Below are 17967 nucleotides of genomic sequence, written 5' to 3' on the forward strand. Positions count from 1 at the left end.
CTCCATGTCAGTGGCCGCCATCGGCAGGTGCTGCCGCGGCGATGTTGGTTGGATTGTCGGCGCCGGAAGCAGGCGCGCCGCCACCGTTGACGGCGGTCTGCAGGTCGGACTGGGCGAGAAAGAAGTTTTGCCTGGCGTCGATCGCGCCGCGCAGAGACGCGAGCCGCTGTCGTGCTTCGGTCAGGAGTGCGAAGATATCGACCTGCATGCTGGAGAAGCGCAGCTGCATCTCCTCGGTGATGATCTTTCGCAACGGAATGATCTCGCGCTGGTAGTGGCTCGCGATGTCGTAGGTGGAGCGATAGGCGCGGTAGGCATCGCGCGCTTCCGAGCGGACGTTTACGGCACGCTCGGTCAGGCGGTTGAAGGCGAGATTGTAGGTTTCCGCGGCCTGCCGCACGCGCACTTCGCCGCCGTCGAAGATAGGGATCTGGAACTGGACGTCGAAACCGCGCTCGCGGAACGGGGCGCCTTCCGGATCCTGAGTCCGGCGTGAGATGCCGGCGAGATCGAGCAGCGTGACGAAGCGGGTCGCCTCGGTGAGGTTCAACGACTTTGCGAGCGCCGTCAGTTCGAGTCGCGCGATCTGCAAGTCGATGCGATGGGCCACCGCATCGGCCTCGATCGAGGGCAGCGCCTGCGGCCGGCGTGGCAGCGGCGGCAACGCGTTGGGCAGACGGAAGTCGAGACCGTCGTCCCACAGCCCCATCAGCCGTGCCAGCTTTTCACGTGTGCTCGTCGCCACCTGCCGCGCGGTCGCAAGGTCAGCCGTGGTCTCGGCGTAAAACACCTGCTCGCGGGCCTGGTCGAGCTTGTTGACCGAGCCGGTCTCGCCGAGCTTGACCGCGAGCTGCGCGGTCGATTCCGCCGTCGCCTTCGCGTCGATCAGCAGGACCACCATCTCATTTCCGGCGACTGCGCGAACGTAAGCGCGCCGCACATCGGCGGCGAGCCGCAATGTGGCCAGTGCCGCGCGCAATTGCGCCTGACGAAAGCGATCGCGCGCGATCTCGGAGCGGAACGGCAGCGTGGCCAACGCCAGGATGTCGCCGACGACCTGGCGCTCGATCTCGCTGGCGCCATTGCCTGAGATGCGCGACACCGAGAATACCGGATTGGGCGGCAAGCTCTGCTCGATCAGATCGGTCTCGGCCAGCGCCAGCTCGTTATAGGCGGCCTGCAGCCCCTTGTTGTTGAGCAGCGCGACCTGCACGGCGGTCTCTGCGGTCAGCGTCCGCGACAGCAGCTGGCGAACGCGCGCGTCGACCGCACCGGCGCCCTCGGCCGTTCGCACGAAGGCGACATCTTTCTTGATGGTCTGGCTCGTCAGCTCAGAGACCGCTGTCATGCCGCTATCGGGCGAGAACGCAGCGCAGCCGGAAACGCTCAACGCGGTGAGGACGAGCAGGCCCCGCGCGAAATGCTGTGCCATGGCGCGCTCCTACTTGTCTTGCTTGGGCTGTGGCGTGACGGCGCCGTTACGCTCGCGCCATGGTGCCGGTGTCGCGGGCCGGAGGCTTGAATAGGGCGCGATCACTGAGCGATAGTCGGTGCGCGCGACCTTCGCCGAGGGATCTGCGGGATCCGCGCCGGCCATTGCTGGGGTTGCGGGCAGGCAGCCGGACAGCGCAATCGCAACCAGCAGCGGACAATTGAATCGAAAGTGACCTCCACGCACCGCAGATGCGGCGGCGGACTTCGCCCCGAGAAGCGTAAGCATGATTTATCCCTGATCTGTCTGGAGACCACAGGTTCGCGCGCGCGGATTGCGCGCCCGGCCTGACGTCGTGGAATCAGATCAGATGATGGGAGGGCGGTAGAGCAGGGGCGGCGCCGCGCTGTGCAGGCTGGCCACGATTTCGGGCGAGCATGTGGAAACCGGCTGAAGCGGCTTTGCGACAACAGGCAGATCGGCCGGCAACGCGCTGACGCATATCATCGCGCAGCACGGGCCGACCTTGCCCTTGCCGTCATGATGATGCGGGGCAGGCATGTCCTGCGCCGCAGCCTGCTGATGCGCATGCATCCCCGCGTGGTCATGCGTCACGTCGCCATGCATGTGGCTGGCTGACATCTGATGATGCACCGGCACGAGGTCGGCGAGCAGGGCTTCGTCGCCAAAGCACGGGGCTGGACCATTGCCCCAGGCGAGGCTTGCCGCCGGCGCAAGCACGCAGAACAGATAGGCCAGCGCAATAAGGCGCCCCACCCTGATCCGCATCGATCGCGTCAATCGCAACAACATTCCGACAGCATGCTCCGCGCGGCATTGTTGCACACGCAGATTGCAAACTAATGGCAAAGCGCGATTTCGCCAAGCTCTTCTTACCGCAGTGCACCGCGCATGCCCATTATCGCGGCACGATGCTTGACCGCGAGGCGATCCGCGAACATGTTCCGCGCCGTGCACGCCCCAAATCACCCAGCACACAGACCAGCCTCCTTCACCCCTGATTCCCGTCAGGCTTGGGTGCGGCTTTTGCTCGCACTCGTGATCGGCTCGATCGGCGGCGTCGGCATGTGGGCGGTCGTGGTGGTGATTCCGGTCGTGCAGGCCGAGTTCGCCGCCACACGCGGCGCGGTGTCGCTGGCCTTCACACTGATGATGTTCGGCTTCGGGCTCGGCGGCGTGATTGCCGGCAAGATCACCGACAAGTTCGGCATCGTGCCGGCCATGGCGATCAGCATCGCGTTCCTCGGCGTCGCCAATACGCTCGCGGGACTGTCGACCCAGCTCTGGCAGTTCGTGGCGGCCTATTTCCTGATCGGGCTCGGCACGTCCGCGACCTTCGCACCGCTGATGGCAGAGGCCTCGCACTGGTTCGAGCGCTATCGTGGCCTCGCCGTGACCATCGTCGCGAGTGGCAATTACGTCGCCGGCACGATATGGCCCCCGCTCATCAATGCGGGCATTGAGCGGATCGGCTGGCGCTTCACCCATGTCGGCATCGCCCTCGTCTGCGTGGTGTTGATGTCGATCCTGGTTCTGGTCCTGCGCGTGCAGATGGGCGATGACAAGGTCCGCAATCACGCCAACGCGCCGCCGCCGCGCGTCGATCTAAGACTCTCGACCAACACGCTGACGGCGCTGCTCTCGATCGCCAGCATTTCCTGCTGCGTCGCCATGGCAATGCCGCAGGTGCATATCGTCGCCTATTGCGGCGATCTCGGTTATGGCGTGGCGCGCGGCGCCGAGATGCTGTCGCTGATGATGGCTTGCGGCATCGTCAGCCGCATCGGCTCGGGCTATCTTGCGGACAAGATCGGCGGCATTCCGACTCTGCTGATCGGGGCATTGGCGCAGGGCTTTGCGCTGGTGTTTTACCTGTTCTTCGACAGCCTCACGTCGCTCTATCTGATCTCCGCGATGTTCGGCCTGTTCCAGGGCGGCATCGTGCCGAGTTACGCCATCATCGTGCGTGAGGCGATGCCGGCCAGCGAAGCGGCGACCCGCGTTGGCATCGTGATCTTCGCCTCCGTGTTCGGCATGTCCTTCGGCGGCTGGGTGTCCGGCATCATCTTCGATGCCACCGGCTCCTACGCGGCGGCGTTCACCAACGGCGTGGCGTGGAACGCCCTCAATGTCGGCATCGTGTTGACGCTGCTGATCCGCTCGCGGATGAATTCGGTCAAGATGGGTCCGGGTTTTGCGACCTAGGACGGCGCCAGATGTCAGGTTCCGCTGGATCTGGTTGATCGCTGTTGTCGTGCTGCTCGATCAGGGCACGAAAAAGCTCGTCGTCGACCTGCTGGAGCCGGAGCGTCCGCTGCTCATTCTGTCGTCCCCGGCATTGCCATCCATCGACTTCGTGCTGTCCTACAACAAGGGCGTCTCGTTCAGCTTCCTGCGATTTGCCGACGATGCGCAGCGCTGGCCGCTGGTTGGCCTGTCGCTTCTCGCCTGCGGACTGCTGGCTTGGTGGCTCCGCCGCGTGGCGCCGGGCCAGCCGATCCTGGCAACGGGACTTGCACTGATCATCGGCGGCGCGCTCGGCAATATGCTGGACCGCGCGCGGATCGGCTCGGTGATCGACTTCGTTCACCTCTCCTACCACGCCTGGTCGTTCGCCATTTTCAACATCGCCGACACGGCCATCACGTTGGGCGCCATCGCGACCGTGGTGTCTTTATGTCTGGAAGCGGATTAAACCGCCTGTCCTGCCTTCAACAGCGAGCAGCCGGTGATCTTGTAGCTTCCGTCGGCCTGCTGTTCGAGCGTGTAGAGCGCTTCCCAGGCCTCGCCGTTGGCATCGATGATGTGAACGCGCTGGGCGACGGAGCCGCCTTCGATCTTGCTCTCGCCGAACTCAAAACTCTTGTGACGATAGACCGGTGCGTAGCCCTTCTGCACCATGGACATGAAGATGTCAGGCGCGGGGAAGATTTCCCTGATCGCCGGCGCGGCCTGGGAATAGGCCGCAGCCGCATCGTCGCGCGCAAAAGCTTGTTCCTGGGCGCGGATCACGCCTTGCGCTGTCGCGATATCGTCGGCGCGTGCTGCGATGGGGCTGCACGCGGTAATAAGAACGACCAGCAAGGCGGCAATGCGCATGGCAGGCTCCGCGTTGAAATCCCGGCGATGCTAATCCTAGCACGACCTTGGCAAATACGGACGCGCTATCGCTTCGGTTTCACCGCCGGCTTCGCGCGCTTGGCGGTGCGTGACTCGGCGGTGCGTGACTTGGCCTTTGCTCCGGGCTGGACGCGCAGGCCATCGACGAACACGTCGAGCATCCGCAGCACCGAGGACTGCCAGCCAGGCTGGTCGTGCATGTAGCACATGCCGACGAGGGCCCTGAGCAGGTCATGCGGGCTGACGTCGCCGCGCATCTCGCCCGCCGCGACCGCGCGGTCGAGCAGCGAGCCGATTGCCTTGGTCAGGCGGTCCATCGAGAAGGCCGCGAGCTCCGACGAGCTCTGGAACGTCAGCGCCAGTGCCGCCGACATGCCCTTTTTCGTGGCGACGAATTCGACATTGGAACGCAGCCAGCGCCTGAGCGCATCGACCGGGTCTTTTGCGTTCTTCAATTGCTCGGCAAGTTCGCTCAATTGCTCGACTTCGCGCCGGTAGACCGCCTCGAACAGATCCTCGCGCGTCGGAAAATGCCGGTAGAGCGTGCCGATGCCGACGCCCGCACGTTTGGCCACGGCCTCCAGGCTGGCCTCCGGGCCGCCGGCGTTGAACACGACCTTGGCCGCCTCGAGCACGCGCTCGCGATTGCGCAGGGCATCGGCGCGGGGCTTGCGGATCTGGTCGGTATGGTCGTCCATGCCGGTAATGTAGATCACGAATTGGTTAGATTGAACCCTTGCAAGGCTGCACTGCGTTGTCTGCGCACGGGCTTTTGACGAATTCCAAATATTTTTCGGCGGGCCTTGTTAAGCGGAGGGAGCCTCCGTATCTTCGCGTGTGCCGGCCCGGACCCGCGTCCGGTCGGTGCGATATCGACGGCGGCCACGGCGGTGGCGCGCCGGGCGATGAGCCATGTCCATATCTGATCGGAGCCTTGTATGAACCACTCCATCAGCCTCACCGTGAACGGCACGCGGCGCGATTTCGTCCTCGACGATCCGCGCGTTACGCTGCTCGATCTCCTGCGTGAGCGCCTCCATCTCACCGGAACCAAGAAGGGATGCGACCGCGGCCAGTGCGGGGCCTGCACCATTCTCGTCGACGGCAAGCGCATCAACTCCTGCCTCGCGCTCGCCATCAGCCATGACGGCGCCGATATCCTCACCATCGAGGGTGTTGCGCGCGGTGACCAGCTTCATCCGGTCCAGGCCGCGTTCATCGCCCATGACGGATTCCAGTGCGGCTTCTGCACGCCCGGCCAGATCATGAGCGCCATCGGCATGATGCAGGAAGCCCAGGCCGGCAACGATCCCGAACGCATCCGCGAATGCATGAGCGGCAATCTCTGCCGTTGCGGCGCTTACGCCGGCATCGTCGATGCCGTGCTCGAGGCGCAGGCCGGTGCCGACGAATCCAACCAGAGGCGCTCCGCATGAAACAGTTCGATTATGTCAGGCCCGCCACGGTTGCCGAGGCCGTTGCTGCGGCCGCCCAGCCGGGCGCCACTTATCTTGCCGCCGGCACCAATCTGCTTGACTTGATGAAAGGCAATATCAGCCGCCCGGATCGACTGGTCGACGTCACGCATCTCGACGGTCTTGATCAAATCGAGGCTCTCGCTGACGGATCGTTGCGTATCGGCGCACTGGTCAGCAACGCCGATCTCGCGCATGACGCGAACTTCGCAAAGTTCTACCCGGCCGTGGCAGAAGCGCTCCTCTCCGGCGCGTCGGCGCAACTGCGTAACGCCGCGACCGTGGGCGGCAATCTGCTGCAGCGAACGCGTTGCGCATATTTCTACGACACCGCCAGCCGCTGCAACAAGCGCGAGGCCGGCAGCGGCTGCGACGCCCGCGACGGCGAGAACCGGACGCACGCCGTGCTTGGCTGGAGCGAGAACTGCATCGCCACGCATCCGTCCGATTTCTGCGTGCCGCTTGTGGCACTCGACGCCATCGTCGAGATCGAAGGCAGGGCCGGTCGTCGCGAGATCGCGCTCGACGAACTGCATCGCCTGCCGGGCAATGCGCCCGAGCGCGAGTCGGCGCTGGAACCGGGCGACCTCATCGTCGCGGTGCGTCTGCCGCCCGCGGCGCGTGGTTTTGCCGCGCATGCGCGTTATCTCAAGGTGCGCGAGCGTACGTCCTACGCGTTCGCCATCGTCTCGGCCGCGGCGGCGCTGCGGATCGAGAACGGCAAGGTCGCGGAGGCGCGGCTTGCGCTTGGCGGCGTCGCCGCAAAACCCTGGCGTGCCCGCGCCGCGGAGGATGTGCTCAGGGGCGTCGCACCAACGTCAGACGCGTTCCAGGAGGCCGCCTCGCGCGCGCTTGCCGACGCAAAACCGTCCGGCGACAACGCCTACAAGATCGAGCTCGCACGCCGCATCGTCGTGCGCGCGCTGACCCTTGCCGCTGCCGGTACGCCCGCGCGTATCCCCGCGCTGCCGGCTTCTCCCTTTGCTTCGACGTCTGGAGCCATCCATGCCTGAGCTTAATCTCACCAGCGCTCCCGCCCATCTCCGCCACGGGTCGAGCATCGGCCAGCCGCTGACCCGCCGCGACGGAGTGCTCAAGGTCAGGGGGCAGGCGACCTACGCCGCCGACAACCACCCGCCCGGCATGCTGTTTGCGGTGATGGCCGTGTCCAGCATTGCGCATGGCCGCGTGACCTCGCTCGATGTCGCGGCGGCCAAGCGTCATCCCGGCGTTATCGACGTCATGACGCCGGACCACAAGCCACAGCTCGCGATCGATCCGGAGATCAAGACCAATCCGTTCGTGTACCGGATGGAAGTGTTGCAGAGCAACGAGGTCCGCTACGCCAACCAGCCCATCGCTGTCGTGATCGCCGAGACCCTCGAGGCGGCGACGGAAGGCGCGGTACTGCTGGCACCGCGTTACGATGTGCTGCCCGCCCTCGTCGGTCTCGATGCCGGCGAGAGTTTCGTGCCGCCCGTCGTCGGCGTCGGCGGTCCCACCGAGAATCATCGCGGCGATGTCGAGGCTGGCCTTGCCGCGGCCGACAAGCAGATCGAGGCAGTCTACGAGACGCCGCCGCAATATCACAACGCGATGGAACCGCACGCGATCGTCGCTCACTGGGATGGTGACAGTGTGCAGATCGATATGCCGACCCAGGGTCTCATGCTGTCGCTCGCGCGCGTCGCCGAATTGTTCGGCATCGCGCATGACAAGATTCACATCCGCAGCCCGTTCCTCGGCGGCGGCTTTGGCTCCAAGGGGCTCATGGCCGGTCCTCCCGTGCTCGGCCTGATGGCCGCAAAGCTGGTCGGCAGACCGGTCAAGCTCGTGTTGCGCCGTGAGCAGATGTATGGCCCGGTTGGCCATCGTGCGCCGACGCGTCAGCGCTTGCGCATCGGTGCGGACGGCGAGGGGCGCCTGACCGCGCTCGACCACCACGCGCGCACCGTGTCGAGCACGTTCGACGATTTCTACGAACCGGCCGCCGATGCGTCGCACACGCTCTATGCGGCGCCCGCGATCCGCACGTCGCACGATGCCGTGCGCGTCAATACCGGCACGCCGTTGTTCATGCGCGCGCCAGGTGAGGCGACCGGCTCGATTGCGCTGGAAAGCGCGATCGACGAGATGGCCTGGGCTTGCGGCATGGATCCGCTGGACTTCCGGCTGAAGAATTACGCCGAGGTCGAGCCGATCACCGGCAAGCCGTTCTCGTCCAAAGCGCTGCGCGCCTGTTACGATCAGGGCGCGGCGCGCTTCGGTTGGGCGAAGCGCTCGCTCCAGCCGCGGCAGATGCGCGACGATTCCGGCTTGCTCGTCGGCTGGGGTATGGGCACCGCCACGTTCCCGGCGCTGATGTTTCAGGCGCAAGCGCGCGCCGCGATCCGCCGTGACGGCACCGGCGCGATGGAGATCGGCGCGCACGACATGGGGCAGGGCGCCTGGACGGCGCTGGCCCAGATCGCGGCCGATGCCGTCGGGCTCGATATCGATCGCGTCACGTTCAAGGCCGGAACGTCCGACCTGCCCGATGCCGGCATCGCCGGAGGCTCGGCGCACACGGCAACCGCTGGCGCTGCGATCCACAGCGCGGGTGCGGCCGTGATCGCAAAACTCGCCGATCTCGCCACCAATGACGAGCGCTCGCCGCTGTTCGGTGCCGGCAATGCCGGCGTGATCGCGCGCGATGGCCAACTGATCCGGCGCGACGACGAGAGCCGCAGCGAGAGCTACACCGAGATCCTCGCGCGTGCTGGTGTCGCCGAGGTCGAGGCCCGCGGCACCGGCGCGCCGAATCCGGCGGCCATGGAAGAGTATGCGATGCACGCCCATGGTGCGGTGTTTGCGGAGGTGAAGGTCGATCCCGAGCTCGGCCAGATCCGCGTCACCCGCATGGTCGGCGCCTTCGCCGCGGGGCGCATCGTCAACCCGCATCTGGTGAAGAGCCAGCTGTTCGGCGGCATGATCTGGGGTATGTCCTTTGCGCTGCATGAGGAGGCCGTCACCGACCGCCGCAGCGGGAGGATCATGAATGCCAATCTCGGTGAGTACCATATCCCGGTGAATGCCGATGTGCCGCCGCTCGACGTCATCACGGTCGAGGAGCACGATCCGCACGTCAATGCGCTCGGCATCAAGGGCGTCGGTGAGATCGGCATCACCGGCAGCGCCGGCGCGGTCGCCAATGCCGTCTGGCATGCGACCGGCGTGCGGGTACGTCGTTTCCCGATCAGGATCGAGGAGTTGTTGACGCAAGGCTGAGGCAAAGAGGGCGGGGGAGATTCTCGCTCCGACGAGCGTCAGAATGTCGGCGGCGTGCAGGCCGAGATCACTTCGCACGGCTTGCCGCCGACGCAGCGGAAGCGATGCGGGCGGCGGCTCTCGAAATAATAGGCGTCGCCTGGATTGAGAATGCGGCGCTCGTCCTCGACTGTGACTTCGAGTTTTCCTGAAATCACGATGCCGCCTTCCTCGCCGTCGTGCACGAGGTGAACGCGCCCGGTGTCGCTGCCGGGCTCGTAGCGCTCTTTCAAGATCTGCAGGCTGCGGCCGAACAGATTGTCGCCGACTTGCCGATACGAGATCGGCTTCTTGCCGACCTCGGTCAGCTCCTCCGAGCGATAGAAGATCTTGCGCCGCGTCTCCGGCTCGAGCGCAAAGAACTCGGCAAGCCCCATCGGGATGCCGTCGAGGATGCGCTTGAGCGCGCCGACCGACGGGTTCATCTGGTTGGATTCGATCAGCGAAATCGTCGAATTGGTGACGCCGGAGCGCTTGGCGAGTTCCCGCTGCGACAGCTTCTGGCGCGCCCGGATGAATCGCAGCCGTCCACCGATGTCGACGCTCATGCCCAAATCCCTGTTGCAGGTGTTGCGGATCGCGCAAATATGGACCTGCAGCCCCAGTTAAATCAATGGCTTGCAGGTCGTCAGAAAAGGACTTGTTGCGCTTTGGAAGCCGTGCCTCTGCTATATGGTCAGCAAAGGAGCGTGGCCCGTGACCCTTCATCAGATTCCGAACACTATCAAGACCGACTCGTTCTGGATGCCGTTCACGGCCAACCGTCAGTTCAAGAAGGCGCCGCGCCTGTTCTCCTCGGCCGAGGGCATGCACTACACCACCGTCGACGGCCGCAAGGTGATCGACGGCTCCGCCGGCCTCTGGTGCGTCAATGCCGGCCACGGCCGCAAGCAGATCGCGGCCGCGGTCGAGCGGCAGCTGATGACGCTGGACTTCGCGCCGACCTTTCAGATGGGCCATCCGCTGGCGTTCGACTTCGCCGAGCGTCTCGCCGAGATCGCGCCGAAGGGCCTCGATCGCATCTTCTTCACCAACTCCGGCTCTGAATCGGTCGACACCGCGTTGAAGATCGCGCTCGCCTATCATCGTGCCAACGGCCAGTCGAGCCGCACCCGCCTGATCGGCCGCGAGCGCGGCTATCATGGTGTCGGCTTCGGCGGCACGTCGGTCGGCGGCATGGTCGCCAACCGTCGCGCCTTCGCCACGCTGCTGCCGGGCGTCGATCACATCCGCCATACCCATGACCTTACCCGCAACGCCTTCGCCAAGGATCAGCCCGAGCATGGCGCCGAGCTTGCCGACGATCTCGAGCGTCTGGTGGCCTTGCATGGCGCCGAGACCATCGCCGCCGTCATCGTCGAGCCGGTGCCTGGTTCGACCGCGGTGCTGCCGCCGCCGAAGGGCTATCTGCAGCGCCTGCGCGAGATCTGCGACAAGCACGGCATCCTCCTGATCTTCGACGAGGTCATCACCGGCTTCGGCCGTCTCGGCACGCCGTTCGCCGCCAATTTCTTCGGCGTTACGCCGGACCTGATGACGACGGCCAAGGGCATCACCAACGGCACCATTCCCTGCGGCGCGGTGTTCGCCAGCCGCAAGATTCACGACGGCATGATGGTCGGCCCCGAGAACCAGATGGAGCTGTTCCACGGCTACACTTATTCCGCGCATCCGACCGCCTGCGCCGCGGGTATTGCGACGCTCGACATCTACAAGGACGAGGGCTTGCTCACGCGCGGTGCCTCGATCGCCGAATACTGGCGCGATGCGCTGCATTCGCTGAAGGGCCTGCCCAACGTCGTCGACATCCGCAATTGCGGCCTGATGGGCGCGGTCGAGCTGTCGTCGCGTGACGGCACGGTCGGTGCGCGTGGTTACGACGTCATGGTCGACTGCTTCAATCGCGGTCTGTACTTCCGCATGAGCGGCGATAGCTTCGCGCTGTCGCCGCCTCTCATCGTCGAGAAGAGCCACATCGACGACATCGTGTCGATCCTGGGCGACGCCATCAAGCGGGTGGCCTGATAATTGCTCTCGCCGTTGCGAGTTGTTTCCTTGCAGCGGCGAGCGTGATGCCGCGGGAGTTTGACCAAGCGTGAAAGTTCTGATCCTCGGCAGCGGTGTCATCGGTGTCACCTCTGCCTACTACCTCGCCCGTGCCGGCCACGAAGTGACGGTCGTCGACCGTCAACCCGAACCGGCGCTCGAGACCTCTTTTGCCAATGCCGGCGAAGTGTCGCCCGGCTATTCCTCGCCATGGGCCGGCCCCGGCGTGCCGGTGAAGGCGGTCAAGTGGCTCTTGATGAAGCACGGTCCGCTGGTGATCCGGCCGAAGCTCGATCCTGTGATGTGGGTCTGGTTGCTCAAGATGCTGCGCAATTGCACCAGCGCACGCTATGCGGTCAACAAGAGCCGGATGATCCCGATCGCGGAATACAGCCGCGATTGCCTGCGCGATCTGCGCCGCGACATCGGCATTCAATATGACGAGCGCTCGCAGGGCACGCTGCAGCTGTTCCGCTACCAGGCGCAGCTCGATGGCACCGGCGAAGATATCGCCGTGCTCAAGCAATATGGCGTTCCTTTCGAAGTGCTGAGCCGCGAGGGCTGCATCGCGGTCGAGCCGGCGCTTGCCGGCGTCAAGGAAAAGCTCGCCGGCGGGCTTCGACTGCCGCAGGACGAGACCGGCGACTGCCACATGTTCACGCAGGCGCTGGCCAAGCATGCCGAAGCGCTCGGCGTGCGCTTCCTGTTCAACACCGGCATCGACCGTATCGTCACCGATGGCACGCGCGTCAGCGGTGTCGCAACCAGCGCCGGGATGTTGCAAGCCGACGCTTACGTGCTCGCGCTCGGAAGCTGGTCGTCGCGGCTCGTTGCGCCGCTCGGCATTTCGTTGCCGGTCTATCCGGTGAAGGGCTATTCGATCACGGTGCCGATCAAGGACGCCTCCGGCGCGCCGGAATCCACCGTGATGGACGAGAGCTACAAGGTTGCGATCACGCGCCTCGGCAATCGCATCCGCGTCGGCGGCACCGCCGAGATCTCGGGCTTCTCGACCAAGCTGTACGATGCCCGCCGCGCCACGCTCGATCACTCCCTGACCGATCTGTTCCCGCGCGGCGGCGATCTCTCCAAGGCGACGTTCTGGAGCGGCCTGCGCCCGATGACGCCGGACGGCCCGCCCGTGATCGGCCCCACGCAATATGCCAATCTTCACCTCAACACCGGCCACGGCACGCTCGGCTGGACCATGTCCTGCGGTTCGGGGCGCGTGCTCGCGGATATGCTGTCGGGCAAGAAGCCGGAGGTGGATGTGAGTGCGCTGACGGTGGAGCGGTACGCGCACCGGTTTGGGTAATTGGCTTCAGCGCGTTGATTTACGGTCAGCGAGAAACCTGGTGACGGGTCCCTCGTTGCCGTACATCGCCTTCCAAAGATCGGTGCCCGAGGCCCAAGCTCGTATCCAATGTGCGAAGCTGGGAGCCTCGTCGAAGAAGGCATCTCTCCAATCGGAGCCGTCATAGACATTGGGATCGAATATGCGCATCCGGAAATTTTCATCTGCACAATCCACGCAGGATAGGATCGCGCATCCCCAATGGCAGACAGGCAAAAGTCCCGAAGGCCATTTCCAATTCGCCTCGTCGGCACAGTCGCCCTGGAATTGCTCGTAAATGGCGGGGCCGGTTTTGCCGGTATCGTCCGGCGCCCCGTTGGTGAATCCGATTAGACCGTATCCCGGCCCGAAACCACCGTTGCCAATCTCCGCGTAAATCCGTTTCATGAGGGGCGGAAACGAGAATCCGAGGCGCTGTTCGTCGGATGCGACATCAACAGGGTTGCTACGTGTCAATCTCGGGCGTGAAGCTTCGCCAAGATCAGTGAGTTTAGTTCTTAATCGCTGGTGGATGGCCGCAATAATAAAGTCGTCCATCGGAGCTTCTTTCAGACTGACGCGGTTGAGATATCTCAGCACACCAAAGCGATGCGCGCTACCCCGCCCCCGTCACGCAATTCACCCACAGCACCACGGCCTTCGCATCCTGCGCCGGGTTAGAAAACCGGTGCGGCCGGCGGCTCGCAAAGCGAAAGCTGTCGCCCGTCTTCAGCGACCACGTCTCGTTGTCCACCGTCAGCATCATCTCGCCTTCGAGCACCAGGCCAGCCTCTTCGCCGTCATGGGTGTAGAGCTCGTCGCCCGTCGAGCCGCCGGGCTCCAGATGCACGAGGAACAGATTGAGCTTGTTGTCGGCACTCGCAGGGCTCAGCAATTGCTTCGACACGCCGGTGCGCCAGAGTTTCAGTTCCGGCCGCTGCAGCCCGCGCGTGACGACCTGATCGGATGCGCCGTCGGCGCTCGGGCTTGCGCCGAACAACGCAGCGATGCCGACGCCGAGCACGTCGGCGAGCGTGGCCAGCACGCGCAGTGACGGCGACGACAGGCCGCGCTCGATCTGGCTGAGGAAGCCGATCGACAGATCTGTGCGCGCAGCGACCGTCTCGAGCGAGAATTGCCTGACGCGGCGGAGGTCGCGGATGCGACGGCCGACCGCGACGTCCATGGCAGGCTCCGTCGGCTTCGCGATGGCCTTTGCCTTTTTCACCGGCTTCGCGGCGGCCGGTTTGCGCATTCTTTTGCCACCACTCACGTCAAACCGCTTCCTTCATGTGCATGAAAACCGCTTGCGTCATCCGCGAAAGTGTGACCAAATTTTCATATTGGTGAAAATAGGCCGAAACGGCTCGGTCCGCAACGTCTGCGATCACGACGTGCGAGCGCCGCCATTGGCCGGACCCAAAGGGGGATGCGATGAAGCGTTTTGGTCTGGCCGCGGTCGCGGCGTTCGCAATTGCAGCGGTGACGCCGGCATCGGCGCAGCAGGTGCTGAAGGTCGGCTCGACGCCGACGGGCATCCCCTTCACCTTCCTCGACACCAAGACCAACACGATCCAGGGCATCATGGTCGATCTCGTCACTGAGATCGGCAAGGATGCCGGCTTCAACGTGCAGATCGAACCCATGCAGTTCTCGGCACTGATCCCGTCACTGACCTCGAGCAAGATCGACATCATCGCGGCTGCGATGTTCATCACGGCGCCGCGCAAGGAGGTCGTCGACTTCTCTGACCCGATCTACACCTATGGCGAAGGCCTGGTCGTGCCGAAGGCCGACACCAAGGCCTATGCCACGCAGGACGATCTGAAGGGTGAGACGGTCGGCGCCCAGGTCGGCACCGCCTTCGTCGATGCGCTGAAGAAGTCCGGCCTGTTCGCCGAGGTCAAGGCCTACGACACCATCCCCGACATCCTGCGCGACGTGAACACCGGCCGCCTCAAGGCCGGCTACGCCGACTATCCGATCCTGGCCTATAATCTGAAGCAGGGCGGCTTCCCCGAGGTGCGGCTCGTCGACGGCTACAAGCCCGTCACCGTCGGCTCGGTCGGCATCGGCGTCCGCAAGGGCGAGGCCGCGCTGCTCGCCAAGATCAATGCCTCGCTTGCGAAGCTGAAAGCCAACGGCACCATCGACAAGATCCTCGACAAATGGGGCCTGAAGGCACAGGGCTGATAGAGGCTGATCGAAAGCTTTCCGATGAAAGGCTTCTGGCACGACGCCGTCGAGTTCTTCCCGATCCTGATGAGCGGCGTCGCGCTGACGATCGTCGTCACCATCGGCTCGCTGCTGCTCTCGACGGTGCTCGGCCTGATCTGGGCGATGATGCGGGTCTCCGGCATCAAGGCGCTGTCGATGCTCAGCGCCAGCCTGATCAACGTGATCCGCGGCATCCCGATCATCGTGCTGTTGTTCTATCTCTACTTCGTGATGCCCGATCTCGGAGTCACACTCTCCGCGTTGCAGGCCGCGATCCTCGGGCTCGGCATCGCCTATTCGGCCTATCAGGCCGAAAACTTCCGCGCCGGCATCGAGGCCATCGACAAGGGCCAGATCGAAGCGGCGCAGTCGATCGGCATGGGCTGGTGGCTGACCATGCGCCGCGTGATACTGCCGCAGGCCGTGCGCATCGTGCTGCCGCCCTACGGCAACGTCATGATCATGATGCTGAAGGATTCCTCGCAGGCGTCCACCATCACGGTCGCCGAGCTCGCTCTTCAGGGCAAGCTCATCGCGTCCTCGACCTTCAAGAACACCAACGTGTTCACGATGGTGGCGCTGATGTATCTCACCATGAGCATCCCGCTGATCCTGCTGGTCCGTCACTTCGAGAAGCGGGCGGGCAAGAAATGATCGAGCTCAACGACGTCCACAAGAGTTTTGGCCAGAACGAGGTGCTCAAGGGCATCACGGCGTCCGTGCAGAAGGGCGAAGTGGTCTGCATCATCGGGCCTTCGGGTTCGGGCAAGTCGACCATCCTGCGCTGTATCAACGGGCTCGAAAGCTACGACCGCGGCGAGATCAACGTCGAAGGCCTGAAGGTCGACCGCGATGCGGCCTCGATCGTGAAAGTCCGCACCCAGGTCTCGATGGTATTCCAGCGGTTCAACTTGTTTCCGCATCGGACGGTGCTCGAGAACGTTGTCGAAGGGCCGCTCTTTGTGAAGAAGGAGCCGCGTGCCCAGGTGCTAGAGCGCGGCCGCGCGCTGCTTGCCCAAGTGGGCCTCGCGGAAAAAGCCGACGCGCATCCGCCCCAGCTTTCCGGCGGCCAGCAGCAGCGCGTCGCGATCGCGCGTGCGCTCGCCATGCAACCCAAGGCGATCCTGTTCGACGAGCCGACCTCGGCGCTCGATCCGGAACTCGTCGGCGATGTCCTCGGCGTGATGCGCAAGCTGGCTGACGACGGCATGACCATGGTCGTCGTCACCCACGAGATGGGCTTTGCCCGCGACGTGGCCGACCGCGTGCTGTTCATCGACGGCGGAATCATCGTCGAGCAGGGGCCTGCCAAAACGCTGCTCAACCAACCCCAGCATCCGCGTACGCAGGACTTTTTGCGCCGTGTCCTGCATCCGCTCTGACCGGACTCTCATAATGACGCGCCTGCCTCTGCCGCCCTCGCTCTACGCCGACACCGCCGTTGCCCCAGTGGCCACGCCGCCGCTCGATACCGACAGGAGCGTTTCCGTCGCGATCGTCGGCGGCGGCTATACGGGGCTTTCCACGGCGCTGCATCTGGCGGAGCAGGGCGTCGAGGCGCTGGTGCTGGAGGCGCAGGAGCCGGGCTGGGGCGCGTCGGGCAACAATGGCGGACACACCAATCCCGGCTTGAAGCACGATCCCGATCAGATCGAGGCCGATTTCGGCGCTGAGCTCGGCCGCCGCATGATCGAGTTCTCCTACGGCACGACCAGTTTCACACACGACCTGATCCGCCGCTACCAGATCCCCTGCGAAGCGCGGCAGAACGGCACGCTGCGCGCGGCCTACAACGAGGCCAGCGCCGCCGCGATCGAAAAGACCGCGCAGCAATGTATACGACGCGGCATGCCGGTGTCGTATTTGAACCGCGAGCAGCTGCGCGAAATGACCGGCACGGATCGCTACATCGGCGCCATGCTCGACACCCGTGGCGGCGACCTGCATCCGCTCAGCTACGCACGAGGCCTCGCGCGCGCGGCAATCTCCGCAGGCGCGAAAGTCCATGGCGAGACGCCGGCGCTATCGCTCCGTCGCGACGGCAGTCGCTGGCGCATCGAGACGCCGCGCACCGTCGTGCATGCCGACAAGGTGTTGCTCGCCACCAACGGTTTCACCGACGACCTCTGGCCGTCGCTCCGCCGCACCATCGTGCCGGTGTTCTCCTCGATCGCTGCCACCGCGTCGCTCTCCGACGAGGTCGCTCACTCGATCATGCCGACGCGTCCGGTGCTCTACGAGAGTGGCCACATCACCGTCTATTACCGCATCGATCAGCAGAACCGCCTGCTGATGGGCGGCCGCGGCCCGATGCGCTGGATCAATTCGCCGAACGACGTCGCGTATCTCATTCGCTACGCGGAGCGGCTGTGGCCACAGCTCAAGGGCGTGGCCTGGACCCATGGCTGGAACAGCCGCCTCGCCATCACCAAGGACCATTATCCGCATGTGCATGAGCCTGCGGAGAACATCCTGATCTCGCTCGGCTGCAACGGCCGCGGCGTCGCGCTCTCGACCGCGATGGGGGCGCAGCTCGCACGCCGGTTGATCGGCGGAGCCAAGGCCGAGATCGACATGCCCGTCACCGGCATCAAGCCGATCGCGATGCATGCGTTCTGGCCGATCGGCGTGACAACGGCCGTGATTGCGGGCCGCGTGCGCGACCGGCTCGGGATTTGAAGAAGGCGCCGCTTCATCAGGAAGCGGCGCCTTGGATGATTTGCAGATGAATGTCAGCAGCGGCCCTGCTTCCACAGGCCGGGCGGGCACCCGTGACCGCGCCAGCCGACCTTGCGGCCATGCGACCATCCGGGCGGCGTGCCGTGGTGATGATGGCCCATCGCGTGGCCATGACCGTGACCGTGCCCATGACCGCCCTTGGCCAGCGCCGGATTGGTAAGCGTAAGGCCGGCTGCAACGATCAGCGATGCGGCGAGCGCGAGTTTCTTCATCATGTCCTCCACGGGGGTCAGTGCACTTGTCCGTTCAACGAACGGACGGCGCGCAGCTAAGTTCCC

The 17967-nt window shown here is 64.8% G+C and carries 20 protein-coding genes; 11 read left to right on the top strand and 9 right to left on the bottom strand.

Going from position 1 to position 17967, the window contains the following annotated elements; translation table 11 throughout:
* Positions 1–7 precede the first annotated feature (7 nt).
* The 3 genes from ACLFLU_RS09865 to ACLFLU_RS09875 all read right to left on the bottom strand — a co-directional run bounded on the left by ACLFLU_RS09865 (position 8) and on the right by ACLFLU_RS09875 (position 2221).
* Entirely contained in the window at positions 8–1432 is a 1425-nt protein-coding gene (locus ACLFLU_RS09865) for a TolC family protein (protein WP_426411997.1), read from the bottom strand.
* Between the two features lie 9 nt (positions 1433–1441).
* Complete coding sequence (locus tag ACLFLU_RS09870) at positions 1442–1720, bottom strand: hypothetical protein (protein WP_426411998.1); 279 nt, start codon at positions 1718–1720, stop codon at positions 1442–1444.
* A gap of 78 nt (positions 1721–1798) precedes the next feature.
* A complete protein-coding gene (locus ACLFLU_RS09875) occupies positions 1799–2221 on the bottom strand; it encodes a hypothetical protein (protein ID WP_426411999.1) in 423 nt (140 codons plus the stop codon).
* A gap of 171 nt (positions 2222–2392) precedes the next feature.
* On the opposite strand from ACLFLU_RS09875, the gene ACLFLU_RS09880 reads away from it, so the two are divergent.
* Complete coding sequence (locus ACLFLU_RS09880; RefSeq protein ID WP_426412000.1) at positions 2393–3658, top strand: MFS transporter; 1266 nt, start codon at positions 2393–2395, stop codon at positions 3656–3658.
* 34 nt (positions 3659–3692) lie between these two features.
* Complete coding sequence (gene lspA, locus ACLFLU_RS09885) at positions 3693–4148, top strand: signal peptidase II (protein WP_426412001.1); 456 nt, start codon at positions 3693–3695, stop codon at positions 4146–4148.
* Here the strand turns inward: lspA and ACLFLU_RS09890 are convergent.
* Both ACLFLU_RS09890 and ACLFLU_RS09895 read right to left on the bottom strand, forming a co-directional pair.
* Positions 4145–4552: a DUF4864 domain-containing protein gene (locus ACLFLU_RS09890; protein ID WP_426412002.1), complete on the bottom strand. Its 408-nt coding sequence runs from the start codon at positions 4550–4552 to the stop codon at positions 4145–4147. The two genes, lspA and ACLFLU_RS09890, sit on opposite strands and share 4 nt — an antisense overlap.
* Positions 4553–4617: 65 nt before the next feature.
* Entirely contained in the window at positions 4618–5271 is a 654-nt protein-coding gene (locus tag ACLFLU_RS09895; RefSeq protein ID WP_426413958.1) for a TetR/AcrR family transcriptional regulator, read from the bottom strand.
* Positions 5272–5511: 240 nt separating this feature from the next.
* Here ACLFLU_RS09895 and ACLFLU_RS09900 point away from each other — a divergent pair, with 240 nt between their 5' ends.
* The 3 genes from ACLFLU_RS09900 to ACLFLU_RS09910 are packed head-to-tail and all read left to right on the top strand — an operon-like array spanning position 5512 to position 9315.
* On the top strand, positions 5512–6009 hold the full coding sequence (locus tag ACLFLU_RS09900; RefSeq protein ID WP_426412003.1) for a (2Fe-2S)-binding protein: 498 nt from the start codon (positions 5512–5514) through the stop codon (positions 6007–6009).
* The gene (locus ACLFLU_RS09905; protein WP_426412004.1) at positions 6006–7061 is read left to right on the top strand and encodes an FAD binding domain-containing protein; all 1056 of its coding nucleotides are present in this window, start codon (positions 6006–6008) and stop codon (positions 7059–7061) included. The genes ACLFLU_RS09900 and ACLFLU_RS09905 overlap by 4 nt, the downstream gene beginning before the upstream one ends.
* Positions 7054–9315 carry a xanthine dehydrogenase family protein molybdopterin-binding subunit gene (locus ACLFLU_RS09910; RefSeq protein WP_426412005.1) on the top strand — a complete coding sequence of 754 codons (2262 nt, stop codon included), beginning with the start codon at positions 7054–7056 and terminating at the stop codon, positions 9313–9315. Before ACLFLU_RS09905 ends, ACLFLU_RS09910 begins: the two co-directional genes overlap by 8 nt.
* Before the next feature lie 38 nt (positions 9316–9353).
* Here the strand turns inward: ACLFLU_RS09910 and ACLFLU_RS09915 are convergent, their stop codons facing one another.
* Complete coding sequence (locus tag ACLFLU_RS09915; RefSeq protein ID WP_426412006.1) at positions 9354–9902, bottom strand: cupin domain-containing protein; 549 nt, start codon at positions 9900–9902, stop codon at positions 9354–9356.
* 124 nt (positions 9903–10026) lie between these two features.
* Between ACLFLU_RS09915 and ACLFLU_RS09920 the strand changes: the two genes are divergently transcribed.
* Both ACLFLU_RS09920 and ACLFLU_RS09925 read left to right on the top strand, forming a co-directional pair.
* Positions 10027–11379, top strand: a complete 1353-nt coding sequence (locus ACLFLU_RS09920) for an aspartate aminotransferase family protein (protein WP_426412007.1) — start codon at positions 10027–10029, stop codon at positions 11377–11379.
* A gap of 70 nt (positions 11380–11449) precedes the next feature.
* Positions 11450–12715 carry a D-amino acid dehydrogenase gene (locus tag ACLFLU_RS09925; RefSeq protein WP_426412008.1) on the top strand — a complete coding sequence of 422 codons (1266 nt, stop codon included), beginning with the start codon at positions 11450–11452 and terminating at the stop codon, positions 12713–12715.
* Positions 12716–12721: 6 nt separating this feature from the next.
* On the opposite strand, the gene ACLFLU_RS09930 is transcribed toward ACLFLU_RS09925, so the two are convergent.
* Both ACLFLU_RS09930 and ACLFLU_RS09935 read right to left on the bottom strand, forming a co-directional pair.
* A complete protein-coding gene (locus tag ACLFLU_RS09930) occupies positions 12722–13291 on the bottom strand; it encodes an SMI1/KNR4 family protein (protein ID WP_426412009.1) in 570 nt (189 codons plus the stop codon).
* A 58-nt stretch (positions 13292–13349) separates the two neighbouring features.
* Positions 13350–13988, bottom strand: coding sequence for a helix-turn-helix domain-containing protein (locus ACLFLU_RS09935; protein ID WP_426412010.1), 639 nt, complete (start codon positions 13986–13988; stop codon positions 13350–13352).
* 179 nt (positions 13989–14167) lie between these two features.
* Between ACLFLU_RS09935 and ACLFLU_RS09940 the strand changes: the two genes are divergently transcribed.
* The 4 genes from ACLFLU_RS09940 to ACLFLU_RS09955 are packed head-to-tail and all read left to right on the top strand — an operon-like array spanning position 14168 to position 17629.
* Positions 14168–14926: an ABC transporter substrate-binding protein gene (locus ACLFLU_RS09940; RefSeq protein ID WP_426412011.1), complete on the top strand. Its 759-nt coding sequence runs from the start codon at positions 14168–14170 to the stop codon at positions 14924–14926.
* Between the two features lie 24 nt (positions 14927–14950).
* Positions 14951–15604 (top strand): amino acid ABC transporter permease, encoded by a 654-nt coding sequence (locus ACLFLU_RS09945; RefSeq protein WP_426412012.1) that lies wholly within the window; start codon positions 14951–14953, stop codon positions 15602–15604.
* Entirely contained in the window at positions 15601–16332 is a 732-nt protein-coding gene (locus tag ACLFLU_RS09950) for an amino acid ABC transporter ATP-binding protein (RefSeq protein WP_426412013.1), read from the top strand. The genes ACLFLU_RS09945 and ACLFLU_RS09950 overlap by 4 nt, the downstream gene beginning before the upstream one ends.
* 13 nt (positions 16333–16345) lie before the next feature.
* The gene (locus tag ACLFLU_RS09955) at positions 16346–17629 is read left to right on the top strand and encodes an NAD(P)/FAD-dependent oxidoreductase (protein ID WP_426412014.1); all 1284 of its coding nucleotides are present in this window, start codon (positions 16346–16348) and stop codon (positions 17627–17629) included.
* 53 nt (positions 17630–17682) lie between these two features.
* Here the strand turns inward: ACLFLU_RS09955 and ACLFLU_RS09960 are convergent, their stop codons facing one another.
* A complete protein-coding gene (locus ACLFLU_RS09960; RefSeq protein WP_426412015.1) occupies positions 17683–17901 on the bottom strand; it encodes a hypothetical protein in 219 nt (72 codons plus the stop codon).
* Between the last annotated feature and the right edge of the window lie 66 nt (positions 17902–17967).

The sequence above is a fragment of the Bradyrhizobium ganzhouense genome, assembly GCF_049949285.1.
GTDB classification, from domain to species: Bacteria; Pseudomonadota; Alphaproteobacteria; order Rhizobiales; family Xanthobacteraceae; genus Bradyrhizobium; species Bradyrhizobium ganzhouense.